This window comes from Candidatus Nitrosotalea sinensis, from assembly GCF_900143675.1.
Classification (GTDB): domain Archaea; phylum Thermoproteota; class Nitrososphaeria; order Nitrososphaerales; family Nitrosopumilaceae; genus Nitrosotalea; species Nitrosotalea sinensis.
Genome location: NZ_FRFC01000005.1, coordinates 195,499 through 211,869, shown reverse-complemented (window position 1 = coordinate 211,869; position 16,371 = coordinate 195,499). Strand labels below are relative to the sequence as shown.

Here is a 16,371-nt window from a genome sequence, read left to right as displayed (position 1 = left end):
TAGCAACAAGAAATAGATTATCATATCATCCGGCAGACAAGCGGTTTACAGGTGCTTCATCTAGTACCAGTACAACAACTGCTCCACCGCCAGCTGCAGAGCCAAAGCCAGAACCAAAACCACAACAACGACCAGCAGCATCAGGTCCAACTCACGGTACACTTCCAGCAGGAATGCAACCACAAGAAAAGAAATCGATGTGGAAAGCAAAAGGTTCTGATGTAGCAGAGACATATGTTTCTGAAGAGCCAAAGCCAGAACCAAAACCACAACAACGACCAGCAGCATCAGGTCCAACTCACGGTACACTTCCAGCAGGATTCAAATCATCTGAACCAAAACCAGAGCCAAAGCCAGAACCAAAACCACAACAACGACCAGCAGCATCAGGTCCAACTCACGGTACACTTCCAGCAGGAATGAAACCAGCTCCAAAACCAGAAGCAGCACCAGAACCAACACCTAGTGCAGCAGAACCAATGGTAGGTGAAGTAGCTCCTGCATATGCAAAGATTAGCTCAACAGGTTACACTGGTAACAAGTATTTTGCAACAAGAAAGAGATTATCATATCATCCAGCAGACAAGCAGTTTACAGGTGCTTCATCTAGTACCAGTACAACAACTGCTCCACCGCCAGCTGCAGAGCCACCTAAACCAAAATCTACTTTCAGAACTACACTTCCAGCAGGATTCAAGCCTTAAAGGCATCTAGCACTTCTTGTGCGTGACCTGCTGGTTTTACTTTTTCAAAAACCTTTAGGATTTTTCCTTTTTCATTTATCAAAAAGGTAGTTCTGTTTACGCCCATGTATTCACGACCCATGAATTGTTTCTTGCCCCATACTCCAAACTTTTTTGCTACATCTTTTTCTGTATCTGCAAGTAGGATGAATGGGACCTTCATTTTTTCACCAAATTTTTTGTGAGATTCCTCATCATCTGGACTTATGCCGATTATCTCAATTCCTTCTGACTTGAATTTTTTATAGTCTTGTGCAAACTCGGCAGCTTCTGTGGTGCATCCTGGAGTAAAGTCCTTTGGATAAAAATAGACTACATACTTTTTTCCTTTTAGATCTGATTTTTTCACAATCTTGCCTTCAGAGTTTTTTAACTCAAAATCTGGAACTGCATCTCCTTCTGATAACATATGAGTCATTGAATGTCATTCCCTATTATTTTTTGCCTGTTTGTTTCGAATGTTTTATATTGTATATTCTGAGGTCAAAGTGAGTAATGGTTAACACTCGTGCATGGCTTGCAGAAGCAATAGGCACATACGCCCTTGTCTTCTTTGGGCCATTGTCTATAATCCTGTCAGTTGCATATTTTGGTTCTATTCTTACTATTCCTTCACTTGTAGTTATAGCACTAGCACATGGTGCTGCAATAGGCTTGATGGTCTATACATTTGGTCATGTATCTGGGTGCCACATCAATCCAGCTGTTACAATATCCATGCTTGTGACAAGAAGAATCAACATCAAGGATGGAATTGGATATATCATATCTCAGATAATTGGTGCAATTGTTGCGGCATCAACGTTGAAGGCAATCTTGCCACAACTTGGAGATAAGGTACACTTTGGAACCCAGGGAGGACCAAGTGCTATCATCAACAACAGCGTAGTCTCTGGATTTACACTTGAAGCAATTTTCACGTTCTTCTTGGTTACTGTCATATTCATGACTGCCGTGCACAAAAAGGCGCCAGCAGGAATGTATGGTCTTGCAATTGGTGGAATGATATTTTTGCTTCACTTGGTAGGTGTACCACTTACAGGAGCAAGTATGAATCCTGCAAGAACTTTGGGACCTGCAATAATCTCCGGTTACTGGGACTATCACTGGATGTACTGGGCTGGACCTATTGTCGGTGCAATAATTGCAGGACTTGTAATGAACTATGTCTTTGTGAAAAAAGCCGAAAAAGAAGTTTCCTAAGCTTTTGAAATATATTATAACAGGTCTGTTCTGAGTTTTATTTGTGGACCCGTAGCACAGCTTGGATAGTGCGGCCGCTTGCGGAGCGGCAGGTCGTGGGTTCGAGTCCCCCCGGGCCCGCTACAATAATGTCCTTTTTAGGGTTCCAAACATCTCAAATAAATGGTGCAAAACTACACACAATAGATTATGATTCCTGATATCTTAGTTGGACTTCCAAAGGCCATCATAACACTATTTGTGGTAATTGATCCAATTGCATGTGTTCCTGTAATTATTGCACTTACAGGCAAGATGGAAACAAAACAAAAGAAATCAATTTCAAATCTCACAATAATCACCGTAGCAATCTTACTTTTTATTTTTGCATTTGTTGGTACCACACTTCTTTCAACCCTCAGTATTTCCATATACAGTTTTATGATTGCAGGTGGTGTTCTGCTTTTCTTGGTTTCAATGGAGTTGCTCACACATGGAGAATGGAAATTTGGAAGTCAGAATTTACAAGATGAATCAGGAATTGTACCGCTTGCCTTTCCACTACTTGCCGGACCTGGCGCCCTGACAACTGTAATGCTGTCATTTGAAACCTATGGTCCTCTAGTGACAGGATTGTCAATAATTATAGTATCAGGTATTACGTATGCAATTTTACGATCAGTTGAACCAATTTACCGATTCTTGGGAAAAAGAGGTTCCATGATTGTTACAAGAATATTTGCAATAATTATAGCAGCTTTTGCAGTACAGTTTGTCATCGATGGCATCAAACAGATATTTTCATTGAATTAATGCAGATTCTTAATCTAAGTCAAAAATGCTTAAAGAAACATGGCTAGCCAGTTACCACCTTTGTCATCATCAACAAAAAAACAACGTTCCCCATTAATTTCAGGTTCTTGAAGAAATTTCTTTTCCTTTGTTTTAGAATTTATAATTACTTCATACGGTTGATTTAACTTTCCATGTCTTGCAACTAGATCTACCTCTTCAGATTTTCCGTCTAAACTTGTTGGTAGTTGTACTGCTGTTATCTCAACTATTCCATGTTTGCCTTTTCTTACCTCTAGGATTTCAGATAAAGTTGGCATATGATATGTAATAGATTCAAAGTATTATAGATATGCCGCACTTGATATTTTTACTTCAATTTCGGATGAAAAAATCAATACTTACAATAAAGCAGATCTGCGATGTTATGGGAGAATAATCATTCTTGATCTTCCATTTCTCTAGTCTCTTCTTGCTCATCTTGCACTACTTGCTCCAACTCATGAGTCTCTTCTTTCATTTCTTCCTGTTCTGTTTGACGTTTTTCTTTTGACTCATCATGCTTTGATTTCCACATGGCTTTCAAAAATTTCTTGAGCATTCTAACTTGCACTTGCCTCTGCAATAAGAAAGTCTTTCATCAAATCTGTGTGCCTTTGCTGAACAGCCTTGAGTATACGCAATGTCGTCTCTGCTTGCTTGTTTCCTCGATTGTGTGCATTACTGATATATCTATCAATATGTGACAAGAATTCAAGTTTTTTTATCACTTGGTTTGCAGCTTTGTAGTGATTTTCATTTTGTGATATGTTTGTCATCGATATCGTACGTAACTATCACACTTAAGGTAGATCAATGATCTATTCTTTGTAATCGGGAGTTAGTTTAGTTCCTCACTTCAAAAAAGTTTAATCCAATAGATTTTTACACAATACTACTCTCATTAATTTCTCAAAAATAGCGAAATCATGGTCTGAACTTGTAAGATTAGGTAAAAAGATGCTAGACTGGCTTTAAATCAATTAGTGAGTCTTGAATTGTTTCATAATGCACTTGAGATCCTTTATCCTTACAATTGCCTTTCCACGTAACGGAAAATGCATTACAAATGATTTTGAAGCATAAATATCGCATTGCCATCCAAATCTAAATTTCTTAGCATGTGAAAACTTTTCATAAGTTACTTTTCCAACAAAACAAACTGTTGCAGGTCTATACTCTCTGATTGTCTTCAGGATTTTTCTTTTTCCATTATTTTCTTCTCCCCTTTGTAGTTCTGACACAACACGGGTAGGTCTGTTTACTAGATTCAAAAAGCCAAATCTGTACACCTGGTTGAATCTTGTATTGTATACGTGCCTTAGTTCTTTGTCGTCTCGTAATTGATTGACACTTTCTTTAATCGCTCCTGACCTGCTCAAAAGATACCAGAACATTTTGTTATTTGAGAATGGTACGCCACGACTAAAAGAACCAGGATGTGGGTTTATTCCAACAAAGAGGACTCTCATATTTTTTGATATCTTGTATCTTATCAAATTACCAGTCTCAATCTATGATCTTGTGTTTCTTCTTTTGGCTGGTTTGAATCTGTTTTAGCAGTGAACATTTTTCATCGATTTCATTAATTATTTGTTTTATTTCATCATATTCAATGCTCAATACCTTCCAGTCTTCCCAGTTTGATGAATCTATTACATTAGTTTTTTTATCCATCAAAAGGTTTTTGTGCAACTGTTCAAAGTTTTTTTCTATCTCTTTTCTTTTCGATACTAGTAATTCTATTTCATCAGAGATGATCTTAGACTCGTCTGTAATCATTCTTGACAAGTTAGATTTTGGAAGCGTGTTCTCTTTTCTCTGCATTTGTGAATTTTTGCCTGACATGATCATCACAACGTGCGTAAAATTCCCATCAAGACAACAGCATTGTTGTGCTGTTCATCCTTTGCAGCGAAAACCAATGTTATAATTTTGTGTTCTTTTTTGAGACTCTTGATTTTATCTAATGATGGTTTATTCTCCCTTAATTCTTTGATGTATTTTTTCTTGAAGGATTCCCATTTTTTTGGATCATGGGAAAACCATTTTCTTAGTTGTTCTGTTGGTGCTATTTCCTTAAACCACAAGTCCACATGTGCGTTGGATTTTGAAACTCCTCTTGGCCATAATCTGTCGATTAAAATCCTAAAACCATCCTCTGATGAATATTCTTCATAAACTCGTTTTATCTTGATCATTGTAATCACTTGTCTCCATAAATCATATTCATTGATCTCTGATTACAGACTTGACTTTGGTTGCAATTTCTTTGGTTATATTTTTTAAATCATGACATTTAGCTGCATGATCTTTTATCAATACCATGAGTTCGTTTTCGGTCTTTGCGATTGCAATCCATTTACACTCAAAGCCCATGTCAGCACATTTGAAAACTTTGTTCATGACTAATCATGACTTTTCTAATATTTAGCAAACATGCTTTAACTGCATTAAAATTCATGCATGTAACGCACTATCTTTTTTAGTTATCACTACAACATGATCCCATGACTCAGGACTTTAAGAAAACTTTGAAAGTTAGTGAGGTACCACTAGGCCAAATGAAGACTGTGGAATTTGAAAATGATACCGTATGTATTGTAAATGTTGGAGGGAAATTCTATGCACTAAACAATGTTTGTACACATGAAGGAGGACCTCTTGCTGAGGGGACATTAAGTGAGTATGAGGTAGAGTGCCCATGGCACGGTGCCAGATTTGATGTAAGAACTGGAGAAGTAAAGTCTCCACCTGCAGAATCACCAGTCTCCACATATGAAATAAAAATAGACCAGGATGACATATGGATTCGAAAATCAATCAAATAGGAAAATTAAAGAAAATTTGTAAACGATGCAAGACAGAATGCGATGATGACAATGGATTTCCCGTCTGTAATTATTGTTTGAAATTGCTCGATAATTGGGAGTGATACCTGCCTTGATAGCAGTATGCGATTTAGCGCTATTTGACAATCAAAACCGGTATCTTGGATTTATGTGCTACCGAATTTGATACGCTTCCTAGAAATAGCTCTTTGACAGGGTTCATTCCCCTAGAACCTATTACTATCAAATCAAATTTATTGTCAAATGCAAATTCAGAAATGTCTAACGTAGCAATCCCCTTGATTATCTTTTCATTGAATCTTACTTTGTTGTTTACACATGTCTTTTTTGCATTTGCCATAAATTTTTTCACTTGTTCTAGGATATGTTTTTCATAAGGGATTTGTTTACCCATTAATGGTAAGGGTGGATATGATGGGATTACACATAGTGCAGTTATGGAAGAATTAAAGTGTCGAGCTAGGTATATTGCCTCATCAAGTCCTTTAAACGAATTCTTTGAGCCGTCCAAAGGTACTAGAATCTTTTTGATATTTTTGATGACCATGTTATTGACACTCTATGGATTTGGCAATTACTGGTAGCCATGAAGGATGGGAAAACATCTCTAGGTTGTTGAATATGTTATGGAGGTTTTCTACAACTTGGATGTGGTTTTCTGTTTTATCCATTAATGAAAATACTATTCTATCTCCAATGGGAATGGTAACAATTTTTAGGTCTCCTCTTTCAGTTATGTTATAATACACTGGTTGTAGCTCTGCATCAAAATCACTCTGCATGGAAGTTAGGAATCTAATGGACATGTAAAACATCTCTTTCTTATCTTTGGAAAGTGGAAGATCATCCTTGCATACCATTTCATCTAGTCTGCCATTTTTGTTAATTAATCCAACACAACTGACTCCATCTTTTACGATGGGTCGAATTAAGGTGGCAATGTTTCTTTCTAATTGTAACATATTGGATAATTATTGAATCAAGTAGAAAAGGGCTTGCACTGTACTGCATGAATTTTAATGCAGTTGCCACCACATGCTTATGTAGATTTGAACTCGTATCATTATGGATGAAAAATTTTGATTATGTCATAATTGGAGGAGGCTTGGCTGGTAGTCATGCATCTCAAGCAATACGTGAGAATGATCAAAATGGGAGCATATTATTGATAACTGATGAAAATCATCTTCCATATGATCGTGTACCTCTCTCAAAGAATTATCTTCTGGGAAAAATGAAAAGTGATGTACTGTATGTTAAAAAATCAAATTTCTATACAGATCAAAAAATAGAATTACTTGTAGGTCGCAAAGCTACCAACCTTGATCCAAAAAATCATGTTATAGATATTGACGATGGTTCACAGATTAGTTACAAAAAACTTTTGCTTGCCACTGGAGGCCGGGCAAGACGACTTTCTATTCCTGGGTCTGACTTGAAAGGAGTTTTTTATCTCAGAACAATCGATGATGCAGATGCAATTCTACAGACAATGCAAGAATCAAAAAGTGCCGTGATAATAGGAGGGGGTTTTATCGGGTGTGAATTGGCTTCTTCTTTTACAAAGAAAAACATCTCTTCAACAATTATTGAAGTTGGACCAAAAATACTGGGTAGAGTGTTTGATCAAGATACTGCAAGATGGCTTGATGATTACTTTACAAAAAAGGGAGTAAAGATAATGAAAAACACCACTCCGACAGAGATAGTAGGAAAGGAAGGAAAGGTTTCTGGAATAAAACTGCAGTCAGGTCAAATCATTCCGGCTGACTTTATAGTCATTGGCATTGGAATAATACCCAATACAGAACTAGCCAAGGATGCAGGTCTTGAGGTAGATAATGGCATAGTGGTGAATCAATACTTGCAGACATCAGACCAAAACATCTATGCGGCAAGCGATGTGGCCAGATTCTACAGTCCTGTCTTTGAAAAGCAGATGAGATTAGAACACTATGATCTGGCTGTAAAACAAGGCAAGTTAGCTGGCGAGAACATGACTGGCAAATCCAAACAATTCGAAGAGTTACCATATTTCTTTTCGTTCATGTTTGACGTAAGAATAGAGGCATATGGAGACTTGAGCAAATATGACAATGTAGTAACAAAAGGAAGTCCTACAGGAAACGGTAACTTTACCAAATTTTATCTTGAGGATGGTGTGGTAAATGCAGTCATGATGGTAACTAGAAAAGAAAATGTGGAATACATTAAACAACTAATCCATTCTCGCAAGAAACTCTATGATACTGGAATACTGACAAAAGATGAACAAAAAATAGAGGCAATTAAAACTTGAGCAAATTTTTAAATCAAAAGGGATTTGCAGCCATGATGCAATATGCTGTTAAGATTGAAGACTGGTGTAAAAAATAAAATGACTGTAATCAAACCTCCCTTTACTGAAGAAACAGCACGTGCCAAAGTCAAAGCAGCTCAAGATGCCTGGAATACGCGAGATCCTGAGGTGGTAGTAAAGGGATATTCTGTGGATTCCAAATGGAGAAACAGGACAGAGTTTTTCAGTGGACATGATGCAATAAAGCAATTTTTGAAAAGAAAATGGTCAAAGGAGCTAAATTACAAGTTAATGAAAGAATTGTGGGCATTTTCAGGAAATAAAATATCTGTTAGATTTGAATACGAATGGAAAGATGCGGATACTGGTCGGTGGATGAGAACACACGGTAACGAACACTGGGAATTTAATGAAGATGGCTTGATGCAGACAAGGGACATGAGTGCCAATGATTATCCAATTGACGAGTCAGAACGTCGCATTAAATGAAAAGTATTGCCTAGTTGCTATGGATTTGAGTCCTATCATATTTTTAGAAAATTCAGATCATCTGATATGCTACTTTATCACTAATACGGGTACTTGGGATCTGTGAACAACTGCATTTGATATGCTTCCGAGAAACAGTTCTTTTAGTTCGCTTCTTCCTCTCGAACCTATGACAACAAGATCAAATTTTTTATCATTGGCAAATTTTGCTATTTCTGTGGAAGCTTCTCCATAGATCAGTTTGCCTTGAAAGTTTACTCCATTGAGAGATGCTATCTTTGTTGCTTCTGCCATGAACTTTGCTGCTCCGTCAGTCATGTATGATTTGAAGGGTGTTTGTAATCCTGGCATGGTAACAGGAGGTGTTAGTGGAATAACACACAAACCAGTGATCTTTGCATCAAATTGTTTTGCAAATAGGATAGCTTCATGTAAGCCCTCCATGGAAAATTTAGAACCATCTAGGGGAACCAGTATTTTTTTAATATTTTTACTTGACATTTACTATGGCCTCACAAAGAATACTTTTAGGTGGATATTCGTATTTCAGATTCACTATGTGTTGAATTTTTTTAATAATTCGCATGTGATCTATACCTTTTTTCATCATGGAGAGTAGTTTGTATGAATAGAATGGTACTGAAAGTAGTTTGACATTTTCTCTCTCGACCACTAAGTAGTCTACCTTTCCATATTCCTCATCAAAATCCTGAAGCAAAGAATGGTGTAACCTAAAACTCATGTGAAGAATTTCTTGTTTTTGACTAGACAAGTTTACAGTGCTTCTTGATAATATTTCTTCGGCTCTTCCGTTTTCATTTATCATGATAATCTGATCAACTCCTAGGTCGAACAAAGATCTAAGCATGATTTTTCACCATATTGTTTTTTTGTAACATATCGTGTAGTCTCAAGGAAACTAGAAAAAGGCTTGCAGTAATGTGCATTAATTTTATTGCATCCAATTTATTGTGCTTAAGATAATTTCAGCCTCATTTATGCCATGATGATGTCTTACCCTTTTCTATTTTTATGACCAATGTATTGTCAGTGTAATCAAATTCTGTCTTTACTCCAAGATCATGAAAAATATTTTGAAAATATGTCTTAAAGTATAATGACCCATTTTCGCCCATATCATGTTGCATTATGAGTTCATGTTTTGTTTCATCTTCGTATTCTGTCAGATTAAATGCAGATCTAATACATCTAGCTCGTATCAAAGATATCCAAGAGTTGAGATCGTGTTTTCCTCGCATGTATAGGGAGATATCTTTTGCCATGCGTGAAGATAATTTTGTTATTATTTTTTCAATTGTGTCACCATCTACAATCTTGAATAATTCTATGAGAAATGGTTTAGGCATGACAACCCATCCTGCAGCAGCTGCAGTTAGCTCCCATTCAAGATGAGAATCCAATATCTGGCTTACAAGAGCATTAGGACTCAATTTCTGTTTATTAGCTACAACTTTAAGTCTGTTCCAGGTATTTTTGTCAAGACGAAGTGAAACAGACTCGGTCTGTTTTGGTACAACCATCTAATACATTATGCTTGATAACTTATTAATAGTTTGGAAAACTTGTGCATGGATAACGGATTTTTTAACTGTCCTGATACAAAATCATATTTACACTTTGAAGAATATCATTTAATTTTTTTAAAAACGTTTTTCTCAAATCTGCAATTCTTGGATAGATACTTTAACAGGTTATGTGTACTGATAGTTCATGAACGTAGGAACTTTCTCAAAGATATTAGTTGCAATAGATGGCTCTGAAATATCACTAAAGGCCGCAGATTATGGTATCACCATGGCAAAAAAAGACAACGCAAAACTTGTTGTTATTAATATTCTTTATACCCCTGCATCTACTTTTACCTACACTAAACAAGCCTGGTTTGATGAATTTCTAAAAAAAGCTAAAGATGAGGCTGCAGAATGGTTTAACAAAATTAAAAAAAATGCCACCGAAAATGGAGTGGAAGTAAAGACTGAAACAGCTGAGGAACTATACTCCGTTCCAGCTGCAATAGTACAATATGCTGAAAATGAAAATGCTGATCTAATTATAATGGGTACTACTGGAAAAACTGGATTTAAGAGACTTTTACTCGGTAGTGTTGCAAATGATGTAGTAATTCATTCTCCAATCCCAGTCATGGTAATAAAATCATAATTGTGGTAACACCACGAAATAGCAGCGGATCTCATAAACCATTTTTTTGTCTTTGAAGAACTATGATTATCTAAATAGATTTGTCTTTGCCAAATCAATGACTTCGTCGCCACGTCCATTGAGCACAGCTTTTATCATATACAGTGTAAAACCCTTTATCACATCAAGGTTGATGCTTGGCGGCATCAACAATTCTTGGCGATTCACTGCTACATCTACAAGAGCAGGACCATTGTGCCGCAAAGCTTGGATCAATGTTGACCTGATCTGTTCTGGTTTTTCGGTGCGCAGTCCCAGTATTCCAACAGCTTCTGCCACCTTTGAAAAATCCGTTTTCACAAGATCAGTACCATATGTGAGTATTCCAGCTGCCTTCATCTCAAGTTCTACAAAACTTAATGCTCCGTTATTAAACACGACAATCTTAACAGGTAGATTCAACTGTTTTAATGAAATCAAGTCGCCCATAAGCATTGAAAGCCCGCCATCGCCTGAAAGAGAAATAACTTGACGGCCTGGAAATACTTGTTGGGCGCCTATTGCTTGAGGCAGTGCATTTGCCATGGAACCATGTGAAAAAGATCCTAACAATCTCCTCTTGCCGTTCATCTGCAGGTAGCGAGCCGCCCAGATAGTGGGAGTACCAACATCACATGTAAAGATTGTATCATCTGCAGCAAGTTCATTAATTATCTTTGCAACATACTGCGGATGAATCAGAATTTGTCCAGTCTTGCCTGTTGCACTAGAATCAAGTTCCCTCCGAGTTTTCTTGTAGTGATCTAGTGATGTTCTCAAATGTCCTTGGTCATTTTTCTGATTAAGCATGGGTTTCAATGCAATCAGCGTCTGGCGTACGTCTCCAACCAGTCCCAGATCGACCTTTGTCCGTCGGGCTATTTGCTCACCTCTAATGTCTACTTGAATTATGGTGGCATGTGATGGATAGAATTGCTGATATGGAAAGTCAGTACCTAACATAAACAACAGATCCGAGTCCATCATGGCATAATATCCAGAAGAAAATCCAAGCAGCCCCGTCATTCCGACGTCATACGGATTATCATATTCTATGAACTCTTTCCCGCGCATTGCATGCACTATCGGAGCCTGAAGTAAGCCTGCAATCTCAATTAGTTCTGAGTGTGCCCCTGCACAACCTGCACCACCAAGAATGGTCACTTTCTGTGATGAATTGAGAACTTTAGCAAGTTTCATTATGTCTTCTTTAGCTGGACAGACAACTGCCTTTGGTTGTTCCAAAGGAATGATGGGTCTGTTTGATACTGCATCTTGTAATGCAACATCACCTGGAATAACAATGACCGATACGCCACGAAGAGATATGGCGGTTCTCATCGCGATATCAAGAACACGCGGTATTTGATCCGCGTGTGAAACAAGCTCGCAGTAGTGACTGCACTCCTTGAACAAAAGTTCTGGATGTGTCTCTTGAAAATATGCGCTTCCGATTTCTCGGCTTGGTATGTGTGCAGCAATTGCAAGAATTGGCACTCTGCTGCGATGACAGTCATACAGTCCATTGACAAGGTGCATGTTCCCAGGTCCACAACTTCCAGCGCAGGCAGCTAGATTTCCCGTGAGGTGAGCTTCTGCACCAGCTGCAAACCCTGCTGTTTCCTCATGCCGAACATGCACCCAAGAAATTTCCTTGTTGCGTCTTCGTATGGAATCCGTTATACCGTTTAGCGAATCTCCCGATATTCCATATATTCTCTTGACTCCGGCGGCAATTAATGACTCGACCACGATGTCGGCAACTTTCTTTACCATGACTTGACAACCTTCCGTTTGGAATCATCCATGACATACTGGTAGACATTTTTAATGTGAGTCTTTGGGATTATGTGGTATGACCTAAAAGATTCCATCATTACCTGTTTGACACATCCTTTCTGATCAATTTGTAATTGCAATATTCTGGAATTCAAATCTTTTTTGAATTCATTTATGTTTATTCCGAACTCTGCAATAATTTCTTCTAGCATTCCTTTGCCAATTTGAGAATGATGTAATGGAACTGTTGCATGCATATCATTTAGCTTAAGAACATGGGTGGCCCGTTTGACATTACAATTATGGAGAATCAATAAAATCCACAAAGTCCTTCATGTGTACTTCTTTTGTTTTTTCCCACACTTTTTTGAACTTGGGTATGGTCATCATTGTTTTTATTAGTTCTTGCCATCGCAACCATAGCCCAGGTTCTATCGTCTTTGTTTTGTTCATGAGATGCAGAAATTCAAATAAATCAAGAAATGCCACTGCCATGTAATACTCGTCAGGATTATCTACTGTGGAAAAACGGTCTGCAAACACCCTGCTTTCTTTTGCCATTTTGGTAAATGTCTCGGTTTTTTCAAGGTTGAGTCGTGCCTCAACTATCTTTGCATATGTCTGCTGTTGAGTTTGAATGCGTATTTCTTTTTTTACTGTTGAGAACTGCCATAAAGAAATGACTAGTATGGATGTAAGGATGCCGACTATAACGAGTTCTAAATAATCCATATGATCCAATCAAGGATTGATTATTCCTCGACCCACGATTTTACCTTCCTTTAGCATTGTCAATGCTTCAGTTGCCTGGTCAAGATTGAATTTATTTGAAACCACTGGCTTGATGATTCTTCGTTTGGCAAGAGAGACCAACTCAATCATATCAGTCAATGAGCCTGTATATGATCCAATTATTTTGTACGCTCTGGTTGGCATTGTAACGAGGTTTAATTGCAGTGCACCACCAAAGAGCCCTACAAGTACGATTCGTGCTCTTCGTCGAAGTATTTGCATATCGGTTTCGACAGTTTTGCTGGCATTGACAAAATCTATGATGGCATCAACTCCGAGGTTGTCTGTCAGCTCCATTATGGATTTTGTCACATCTTGGTTTCTGGAATTTATTGTAAAATCTGCACCATTTTGTTTTGCGACTTTTAGTTTTTCATCATCAATATCCATTGAAATTATTCTTGCACCAGTTACTGCCTTTGCAAGCTGAATTGCCATCAAGCCCAGACCTCCGGCTCCAACAATAATGACATTATCTGCCGGTCTTAGATGTGTATTTTTTACCGCTCCGTAGGCAGTAAGTGCAGCACATGATAGCGTTGCACTAGTGTCAGTATCCATGTCACCGAGTTTTATAAGATACTTGTAACTTGGAACCAGCAAATATTCAGCATAACCTCCGTCATGATATACTCCTATAGATCTGGGCTTGTCGCAAAGGTTCTCTTCTCCTATTCTACAGGCAGGGCAGAGACCTTCTCCTATCCATGGAAAAACCAGAACCTTCTCATTTTTGGTGAATCCTTCTACCTCTTCACCCATGCTTTCTATCACTCCGGCAACTTCGTGGCCTGGAGTTAATGGATATTTTACACCCCTGTCAGTTGTTTTCATGAATGAGCCTGCAGGTCCATCATATCCACCTTCCCAAAGATGAATATCACTGTGGCAGACACCTGCTGATTGAACTTTAATCAAAACTTGTGAGCCTCTTGGTTTTGGAGTCTCAAGTGTTTGTATCTCTAATGGTTCCTTTACTCTGACAATTCTTGCAGCTTTCACATTATAGATTGGCTATCATATTATATAATGCTCAGCAATCAGTTGCATGAATATTCTTGCATGATATTATATGATATATCTCAGTATTGCACATGTGGAAAAAAGCGAGAAGGCCGATATTGAGGTAAATGACAGAAAAAGAATACTCATCTTAGGAGGAGGATTTGCGGGAATCGAGGTTTTAAGAAGATTAGAAAACAAATTTGAAAATGATTTCACAATAGATATCAGCATGGTAAGCAAGGATAATTTTTTTCTCTTCACTCCTATGTTACCAGAGGTGGTTTCTGGCAACATAGAAACTAGACACATCGTAACACCAGTAAGAGCATTTTGCAAAAGAGCAAGATTTTACGAGGCAACAATCAGATCTATCAATTTTCAAAAAAGGCAGGTTACTATGTCAAATAAAATAGGTACCAAAAATGAGTCGGCAAATTGGCATGATCACATCTTGGATTATGACTATCTAGTAATCGCTCTTGGCGGAGAGACTAATTTCTTTGGTATGGAAGATGTCAAAAAATACTCTTATACAATGAAAAGCCTCGGAGATGCAATTGTTCTACGTAACCATGTAATTGACACATTAGAGCAAGCCAGTATAGAACAAGACGAAGATCTAAGAAAGAGCCTGATGACATTTGTTGTTGTCGGAGGGGGATTTGCAGGCGTAGAGACGGTAGGCGAACTGAACATGTTGGTCAGGGATGCAATTCGAGACTTTTACCATGACCTTGACATCCGAGACATACGAGTGGTTCTTGTTGATGCCATGGACAAAGTACTGCCTGAGGTAAGTGATGACCTTTCAAAATTTGCTACACAAAAACTGAAAAACTCTGGAATAGAGATAATTCTAAACAACCCTGTTAGTTCGGCAAGTGCATCCATTGCGAAACTAAAGGATGGTACTAGTATAGAGACCTACACCCTAGTATGGGCTGGCGGTGTTACTCCTGAAAAAATTGTTAAAGAATTACAATGTGAACATGACAGAGGCGGACGAATCGTAGTTGATGAGTACCTTAAGATCAAAGGTTTTGATGGAGTATATGCACATGGAGACTGTGCTTCTATACTGGATTCGCATACTGGAAGACCATATCCTCCTACTGCTCAAAACGCGGTAGAACAGGCAAAGGTTGTGGCACACAATCTGATATCTGAAATAAGAGGGGGAGGCAAAGTCAGTTTCAGTTATAAGTCAAGAGGAATCATGGCCCAAATAGGACAAAGAACGGGTGTAGGTATGTTGTTTGGAATAAAGACTCACGGTCTGTTCGCATGGATGGTTTGGAGGACTTATTATCTCAGTCGTCTACCTACTTCTGAAAAGAAACTACGAGTAGTAACTGATTGGTTCATTGACCTATTTTTCAAACCCGATGTCACTCGATTGAAAACCTTTACAGAAAGTCAAGCAAATTACCTTTCTAAATCTGTGGATGTAATATCAAAATAAGAAAACTAAAAAATGAGACAGTTACAATTGTATAAAAAAGATGGGAAGTTTTTTGGTTTATCCATATATCTTTCCACATGTGTTGCATTGCCAGTGATTTGATGTGACAGACCACTGGTGCATGTGCTCCTTTTGATGAGATTGTTTTGTCGTTTTAAAGACCTCGTGTTAAAGTAACGTATTTTGACATAAAAGCATGATGAATTAATTGCATTTTTTTTCATGCAATTGATTGCAGTATATGCATACTACTTTTAACTTAATTTGTGATTACATGATCATGCTAACTCAAATTCGTCGAAGAAGCACATACCTTGCTGCGGTTGGGATCCTTACCGTAGCAATTGTATCAATCGTGAGCATTATGGCGATAGGTGGTCAGTTTGCAAATCCAGAACCGATGAAAAGTGCGGCAGACACGCATGTTTTGTCATCAAGCGGTCATTGCTATAGTTTTGAAAACAATTGTCAAAATTATGTAAAGATCCAACCTGACAGTTCGTACTACACTACTGGCAAGTATCTAGATTCAGCATCGCCCCCGTAATCTTTTTTTTATTAAACTACAAATAGAATTTGATCTTTATTCTGACAAATAATTCATTTTTTATTATTCTTGAAATTAGGAATTTGTAACCAAATGTGACATTAGTACAAGTGTTACACACACCATGACAAAGATGGTAAACAGCACAACTGAAGAAAATTCAGACACAAACTGAACCAAATAATGTACTC

General features: G+C 37.8%; 25 protein-coding genes, 1 tRNA gene and 1 pseudogene. 10 read left to right on the top strand and 17 right to left on the bottom strand.

Annotation, left to right across the window (positions count from 1 at the left end; all coding sequences use genetic code 11):
- Nucleotides 1-704 (top strand): annotated as a pseudogene (locus NSIN_RS09625) (hypothetical protein); the annotation flags it as partial.
- Here the strand turns inward: NSIN_RS09625 and bcp are convergent.
- The gene (bcp, locus tag NSIN_RS08735) at nucleotides 694-1,152 is read right to left on the bottom strand and encodes a thioredoxin-dependent thiol peroxidase (protein ID WP_101010830.1); all 459 of its coding nucleotides are present in this window, start codon (nucleotides 1,150-1,152) and stop codon (nucleotides 694-696) included. The pseudogene NSIN_RS09625 and the gene bcp overlap by 11 nt on opposite strands.
- A gap of 86 nt (nucleotides 1,153-1,238) precedes the next feature.
- Between bcp and NSIN_RS08730 the strand changes: the two genes are divergently transcribed.
- The 3 genes from NSIN_RS08730 (at nucleotide 1,239) to NSIN_RS08720 (ending at nucleotide 2,738) form a co-directional block, all read left to right on the top strand.
- Nucleotides 1,239-1,946 (top strand): MIP/aquaporin family protein, encoded by a 708-nt coding sequence (locus NSIN_RS08730; protein ID WP_101010829.1) that lies wholly within the window; start codon nucleotides 1,239-1,241, stop codon nucleotides 1,944-1,946.
- A gap of 45 nt (nucleotides 1,947-1,991) precedes the next feature.
- Nucleotides 1,992-2,066 (top strand) — tRNA-Arg (locus NSIN_RS08725).
- Between the two features lie 69 nt (nucleotides 2,067-2,135).
- Nucleotides 2,136-2,738, top strand: a complete 603-nt coding sequence (locus NSIN_RS08720; RefSeq protein WP_101010828.1) for a MarC family protein — start codon at nucleotides 2,136-2,138, stop codon at nucleotides 2,736-2,738.
- 29 nt (nucleotides 2,739-2,767) lie between these two features.
- Here NSIN_RS08720 and NSIN_RS08715 read toward each other — a convergent pair whose 3' ends face one another.
- The 7 genes from NSIN_RS08715 to NSIN_RS08690 form a co-directional block, all read right to left on the bottom strand.
- Nucleotides 2,768-3,037 (bottom strand): hypothetical protein, encoded by a 270-nt coding sequence (locus tag NSIN_RS08715; protein ID WP_101010827.1) that lies wholly within the window; start codon nucleotides 3,035-3,037, stop codon nucleotides 2,768-2,770.
- 119 nt (nucleotides 3,038-3,156) lie between these two features.
- A complete protein-coding gene (locus NSIN_RS09560) occupies nucleotides 3,157-3,318 on the bottom strand; it encodes a hypothetical protein (RefSeq protein WP_165775284.1) in 162 nt (53 codons plus the stop codon).
- Between the two features lies 1 nt (nucleotide 3,319).
- A complete protein-coding gene (locus NSIN_RS08710; RefSeq protein WP_101010826.1) occupies nucleotides 3,320-3,535 on the bottom strand; it encodes a hypothetical protein in 216 nt (71 codons plus the stop codon).
- Between the two features lie 204 nt (nucleotides 3,536-3,739).
- Complete coding sequence (locus tag NSIN_RS08705) at nucleotides 3,740-4,255, bottom strand: uracil-DNA glycosylase family protein (protein WP_101010825.1); 516 nt, start codon at nucleotides 4,253-4,255, stop codon at nucleotides 3,740-3,742.
- Nucleotides 4,256-4,265: 10 nt separating this feature from the next.
- Nucleotides 4,266-4,604, bottom strand: a complete 339-nt coding sequence (locus tag NSIN_RS08700; RefSeq protein ID WP_133124135.1) for a hypothetical protein — start codon at nucleotides 4,602-4,604, stop codon at nucleotides 4,266-4,268.
- Between the two features lie 5 nt (nucleotides 4,605-4,609).
- Nucleotides 4,610-4,957, bottom strand: a complete 348-nt coding sequence (locus NSIN_RS08695; RefSeq protein ID WP_101010823.1) for a DUF488 domain-containing protein — start codon at nucleotides 4,955-4,957, stop codon at nucleotides 4,610-4,612.
- 28 nt (nucleotides 4,958-4,985) lie between these two features.
- Nucleotides 4,986-5,162, bottom strand: a complete 177-nt coding sequence (locus NSIN_RS08690; protein WP_101010822.1) for a DUF1059 domain-containing protein — start codon at nucleotides 5,160-5,162, stop codon at nucleotides 4,986-4,988.
- 104 nt (nucleotides 5,163-5,266) lie between these two features.
- On the opposite strand from NSIN_RS08690, the gene NSIN_RS08685 reads away from it, so the two are divergent.
- Entirely contained in the window at nucleotides 5,267-5,587 is a 321-nt protein-coding gene (locus NSIN_RS08685; protein ID WP_101010821.1) for a Rieske (2Fe-2S) protein, read from the top strand.
- A gap of 136 nt (nucleotides 5,588-5,723) precedes the next feature.
- On the opposite strand, the gene NSIN_RS08680 is transcribed toward NSIN_RS08685, so the two are convergent.
- Nucleotides 5,724-6,155, bottom strand: a complete 432-nt coding sequence (locus NSIN_RS08680; protein ID WP_101010820.1) for a universal stress protein — start codon at nucleotides 6,153-6,155, stop codon at nucleotides 5,724-5,726.
- A 1-nt stretch (nucleotide 6,156) separates the two neighbouring features.
- Nucleotides 6,157-6,570, bottom strand: a complete 414-nt coding sequence (locus NSIN_RS08675; protein WP_101010819.1) for a hypothetical protein — start codon at nucleotides 6,568-6,570, stop codon at nucleotides 6,157-6,159.
- 107 nt (nucleotides 6,571-6,677) lie between these two features.
- Between NSIN_RS08675 and NSIN_RS08670 the strand changes: the two genes are divergently transcribed.
- Together NSIN_RS08670 and NSIN_RS08665 are read left to right on the top strand one after the other, a co-directional pair.
- A complete protein-coding gene (locus NSIN_RS08670) occupies nucleotides 6,678-7,907 on the top strand; it encodes an NAD(P)/FAD-dependent oxidoreductase (protein ID WP_165775298.1) in 1,230 nt (409 codons plus the stop codon).
- A gap of 78 nt (nucleotides 7,908-7,985) precedes the next feature.
- Nucleotides 7,986-8,396 carry a nuclear transport factor 2 family protein gene (locus NSIN_RS08665; RefSeq protein WP_101010852.1) on the top strand — a complete coding sequence of 137 codons (411 nt, stop codon included), beginning with the start codon at nucleotides 7,986-7,988 and terminating at the stop codon, nucleotides 8,394-8,396.
- Nucleotides 8,397-8,465: 69 nt separating this feature from the next.
- On the opposite strand, the gene NSIN_RS08660 is transcribed toward NSIN_RS08665, so the two are convergent.
- The 3 genes from NSIN_RS08660 to NSIN_RS08650 form a co-directional block, all read right to left on the bottom strand.
- On the bottom strand, nucleotides 8,466-8,897 hold the full coding sequence (locus NSIN_RS08660; RefSeq protein ID WP_101010817.1) for a universal stress protein: 432 nt from the start codon (nucleotides 8,895-8,897) through the stop codon (nucleotides 8,466-8,468).
- On the bottom strand, nucleotides 8,887-9,264 hold the full coding sequence (locus NSIN_RS08655; RefSeq protein WP_101010816.1) for a hypothetical protein: 378 nt from the start codon (nucleotides 9,262-9,264) through the stop codon (nucleotides 8,887-8,889). Before NSIN_RS08655 ends, NSIN_RS08660 begins: the two co-directional genes overlap by 11 nt.
- Before the next feature lie 124 nt (nucleotides 9,265-9,388).
- Nucleotides 9,389-9,937: a hypothetical protein gene (locus NSIN_RS08650; protein ID WP_101010815.1), complete on the bottom strand. Its 549-nt coding sequence runs from the start codon at nucleotides 9,935-9,937 to the stop codon at nucleotides 9,389-9,391.
- A 190-nt stretch (nucleotides 9,938-10,127) separates the two neighbouring features.
- On the opposite strand from NSIN_RS08650, the gene NSIN_RS08645 reads away from it, so the two are divergent.
- Nucleotides 10,128-10,577 carry a universal stress protein gene (locus NSIN_RS08645; RefSeq protein WP_101010814.1) on the top strand — a complete coding sequence of 150 codons (450 nt, stop codon included), beginning with the start codon at nucleotides 10,128-10,130 and terminating at the stop codon, nucleotides 10,575-10,577.
- Nucleotides 10,578-10,643: 66 nt separating this feature from the next.
- Here the strand turns inward: NSIN_RS08645 and poxB are convergent, their stop codons facing one another.
- The 4 genes from poxB to NSIN_RS08625 are packed head-to-tail and all read right to left on the bottom strand — an operon-like array spanning nucleotide 10,644 to nucleotide 14,168.
- Entirely contained in the window at nucleotides 10,644-12,371 is a 1,728-nt protein-coding gene (gene poxB / locus NSIN_RS08640; RefSeq protein WP_101010813.1) for a ubiquinone-dependent pyruvate dehydrogenase, read from the bottom strand.
- The gene (locus tag NSIN_RS08635; protein ID WP_101010812.1) at nucleotides 12,365-12,631 is read right to left on the bottom strand and encodes a hypothetical protein; all 267 of its coding nucleotides are present in this window, start codon (nucleotides 12,629-12,631) and stop codon (nucleotides 12,365-12,367) included. Before NSIN_RS08635 ends, poxB begins: the two co-directional genes overlap by 7 nt.
- A 43-nt stretch (nucleotides 12,632-12,674) precedes the next feature.
- Nucleotides 12,675-13,106 (bottom strand): hypothetical protein, encoded by a 432-nt coding sequence (locus NSIN_RS08630; RefSeq protein WP_101010811.1) that lies wholly within the window; start codon nucleotides 13,104-13,106, stop codon nucleotides 12,675-12,677.
- Nucleotides 13,107-13,115: 9 nt separating this feature from the next.
- Nucleotides 13,116-14,168: an alcohol dehydrogenase gene (locus NSIN_RS08625; protein WP_101010810.1), complete on the bottom strand. Its 1,053-nt coding sequence runs from the start codon at nucleotides 14,166-14,168 to the stop codon at nucleotides 13,116-13,118.
- Nucleotides 14,169-14,262: 94 nt separating this feature from the next.
- Here NSIN_RS08625 and NSIN_RS08620 point away from each other — a divergent pair, with 94 nt between their 5' ends.
- The gene (locus tag NSIN_RS08620) at nucleotides 14,263-15,633 is read left to right on the top strand and encodes an NAD(P)/FAD-dependent oxidoreductase (protein WP_165775297.1); all 1,371 of its coding nucleotides are present in this window, start codon (nucleotides 14,263-14,265) and stop codon (nucleotides 15,631-15,633) included.
- Nucleotides 15,634-15,913: 280 nt separating this feature from the next.
- A complete protein-coding gene (locus NSIN_RS08615; protein WP_101010808.1) occupies nucleotides 15,914-16,180 on the top strand; it encodes a hypothetical protein in 267 nt (88 codons plus the stop codon).
- The last annotated feature ends 191 nt before the right edge of the window (nucleotides 16,181-16,371 follow it).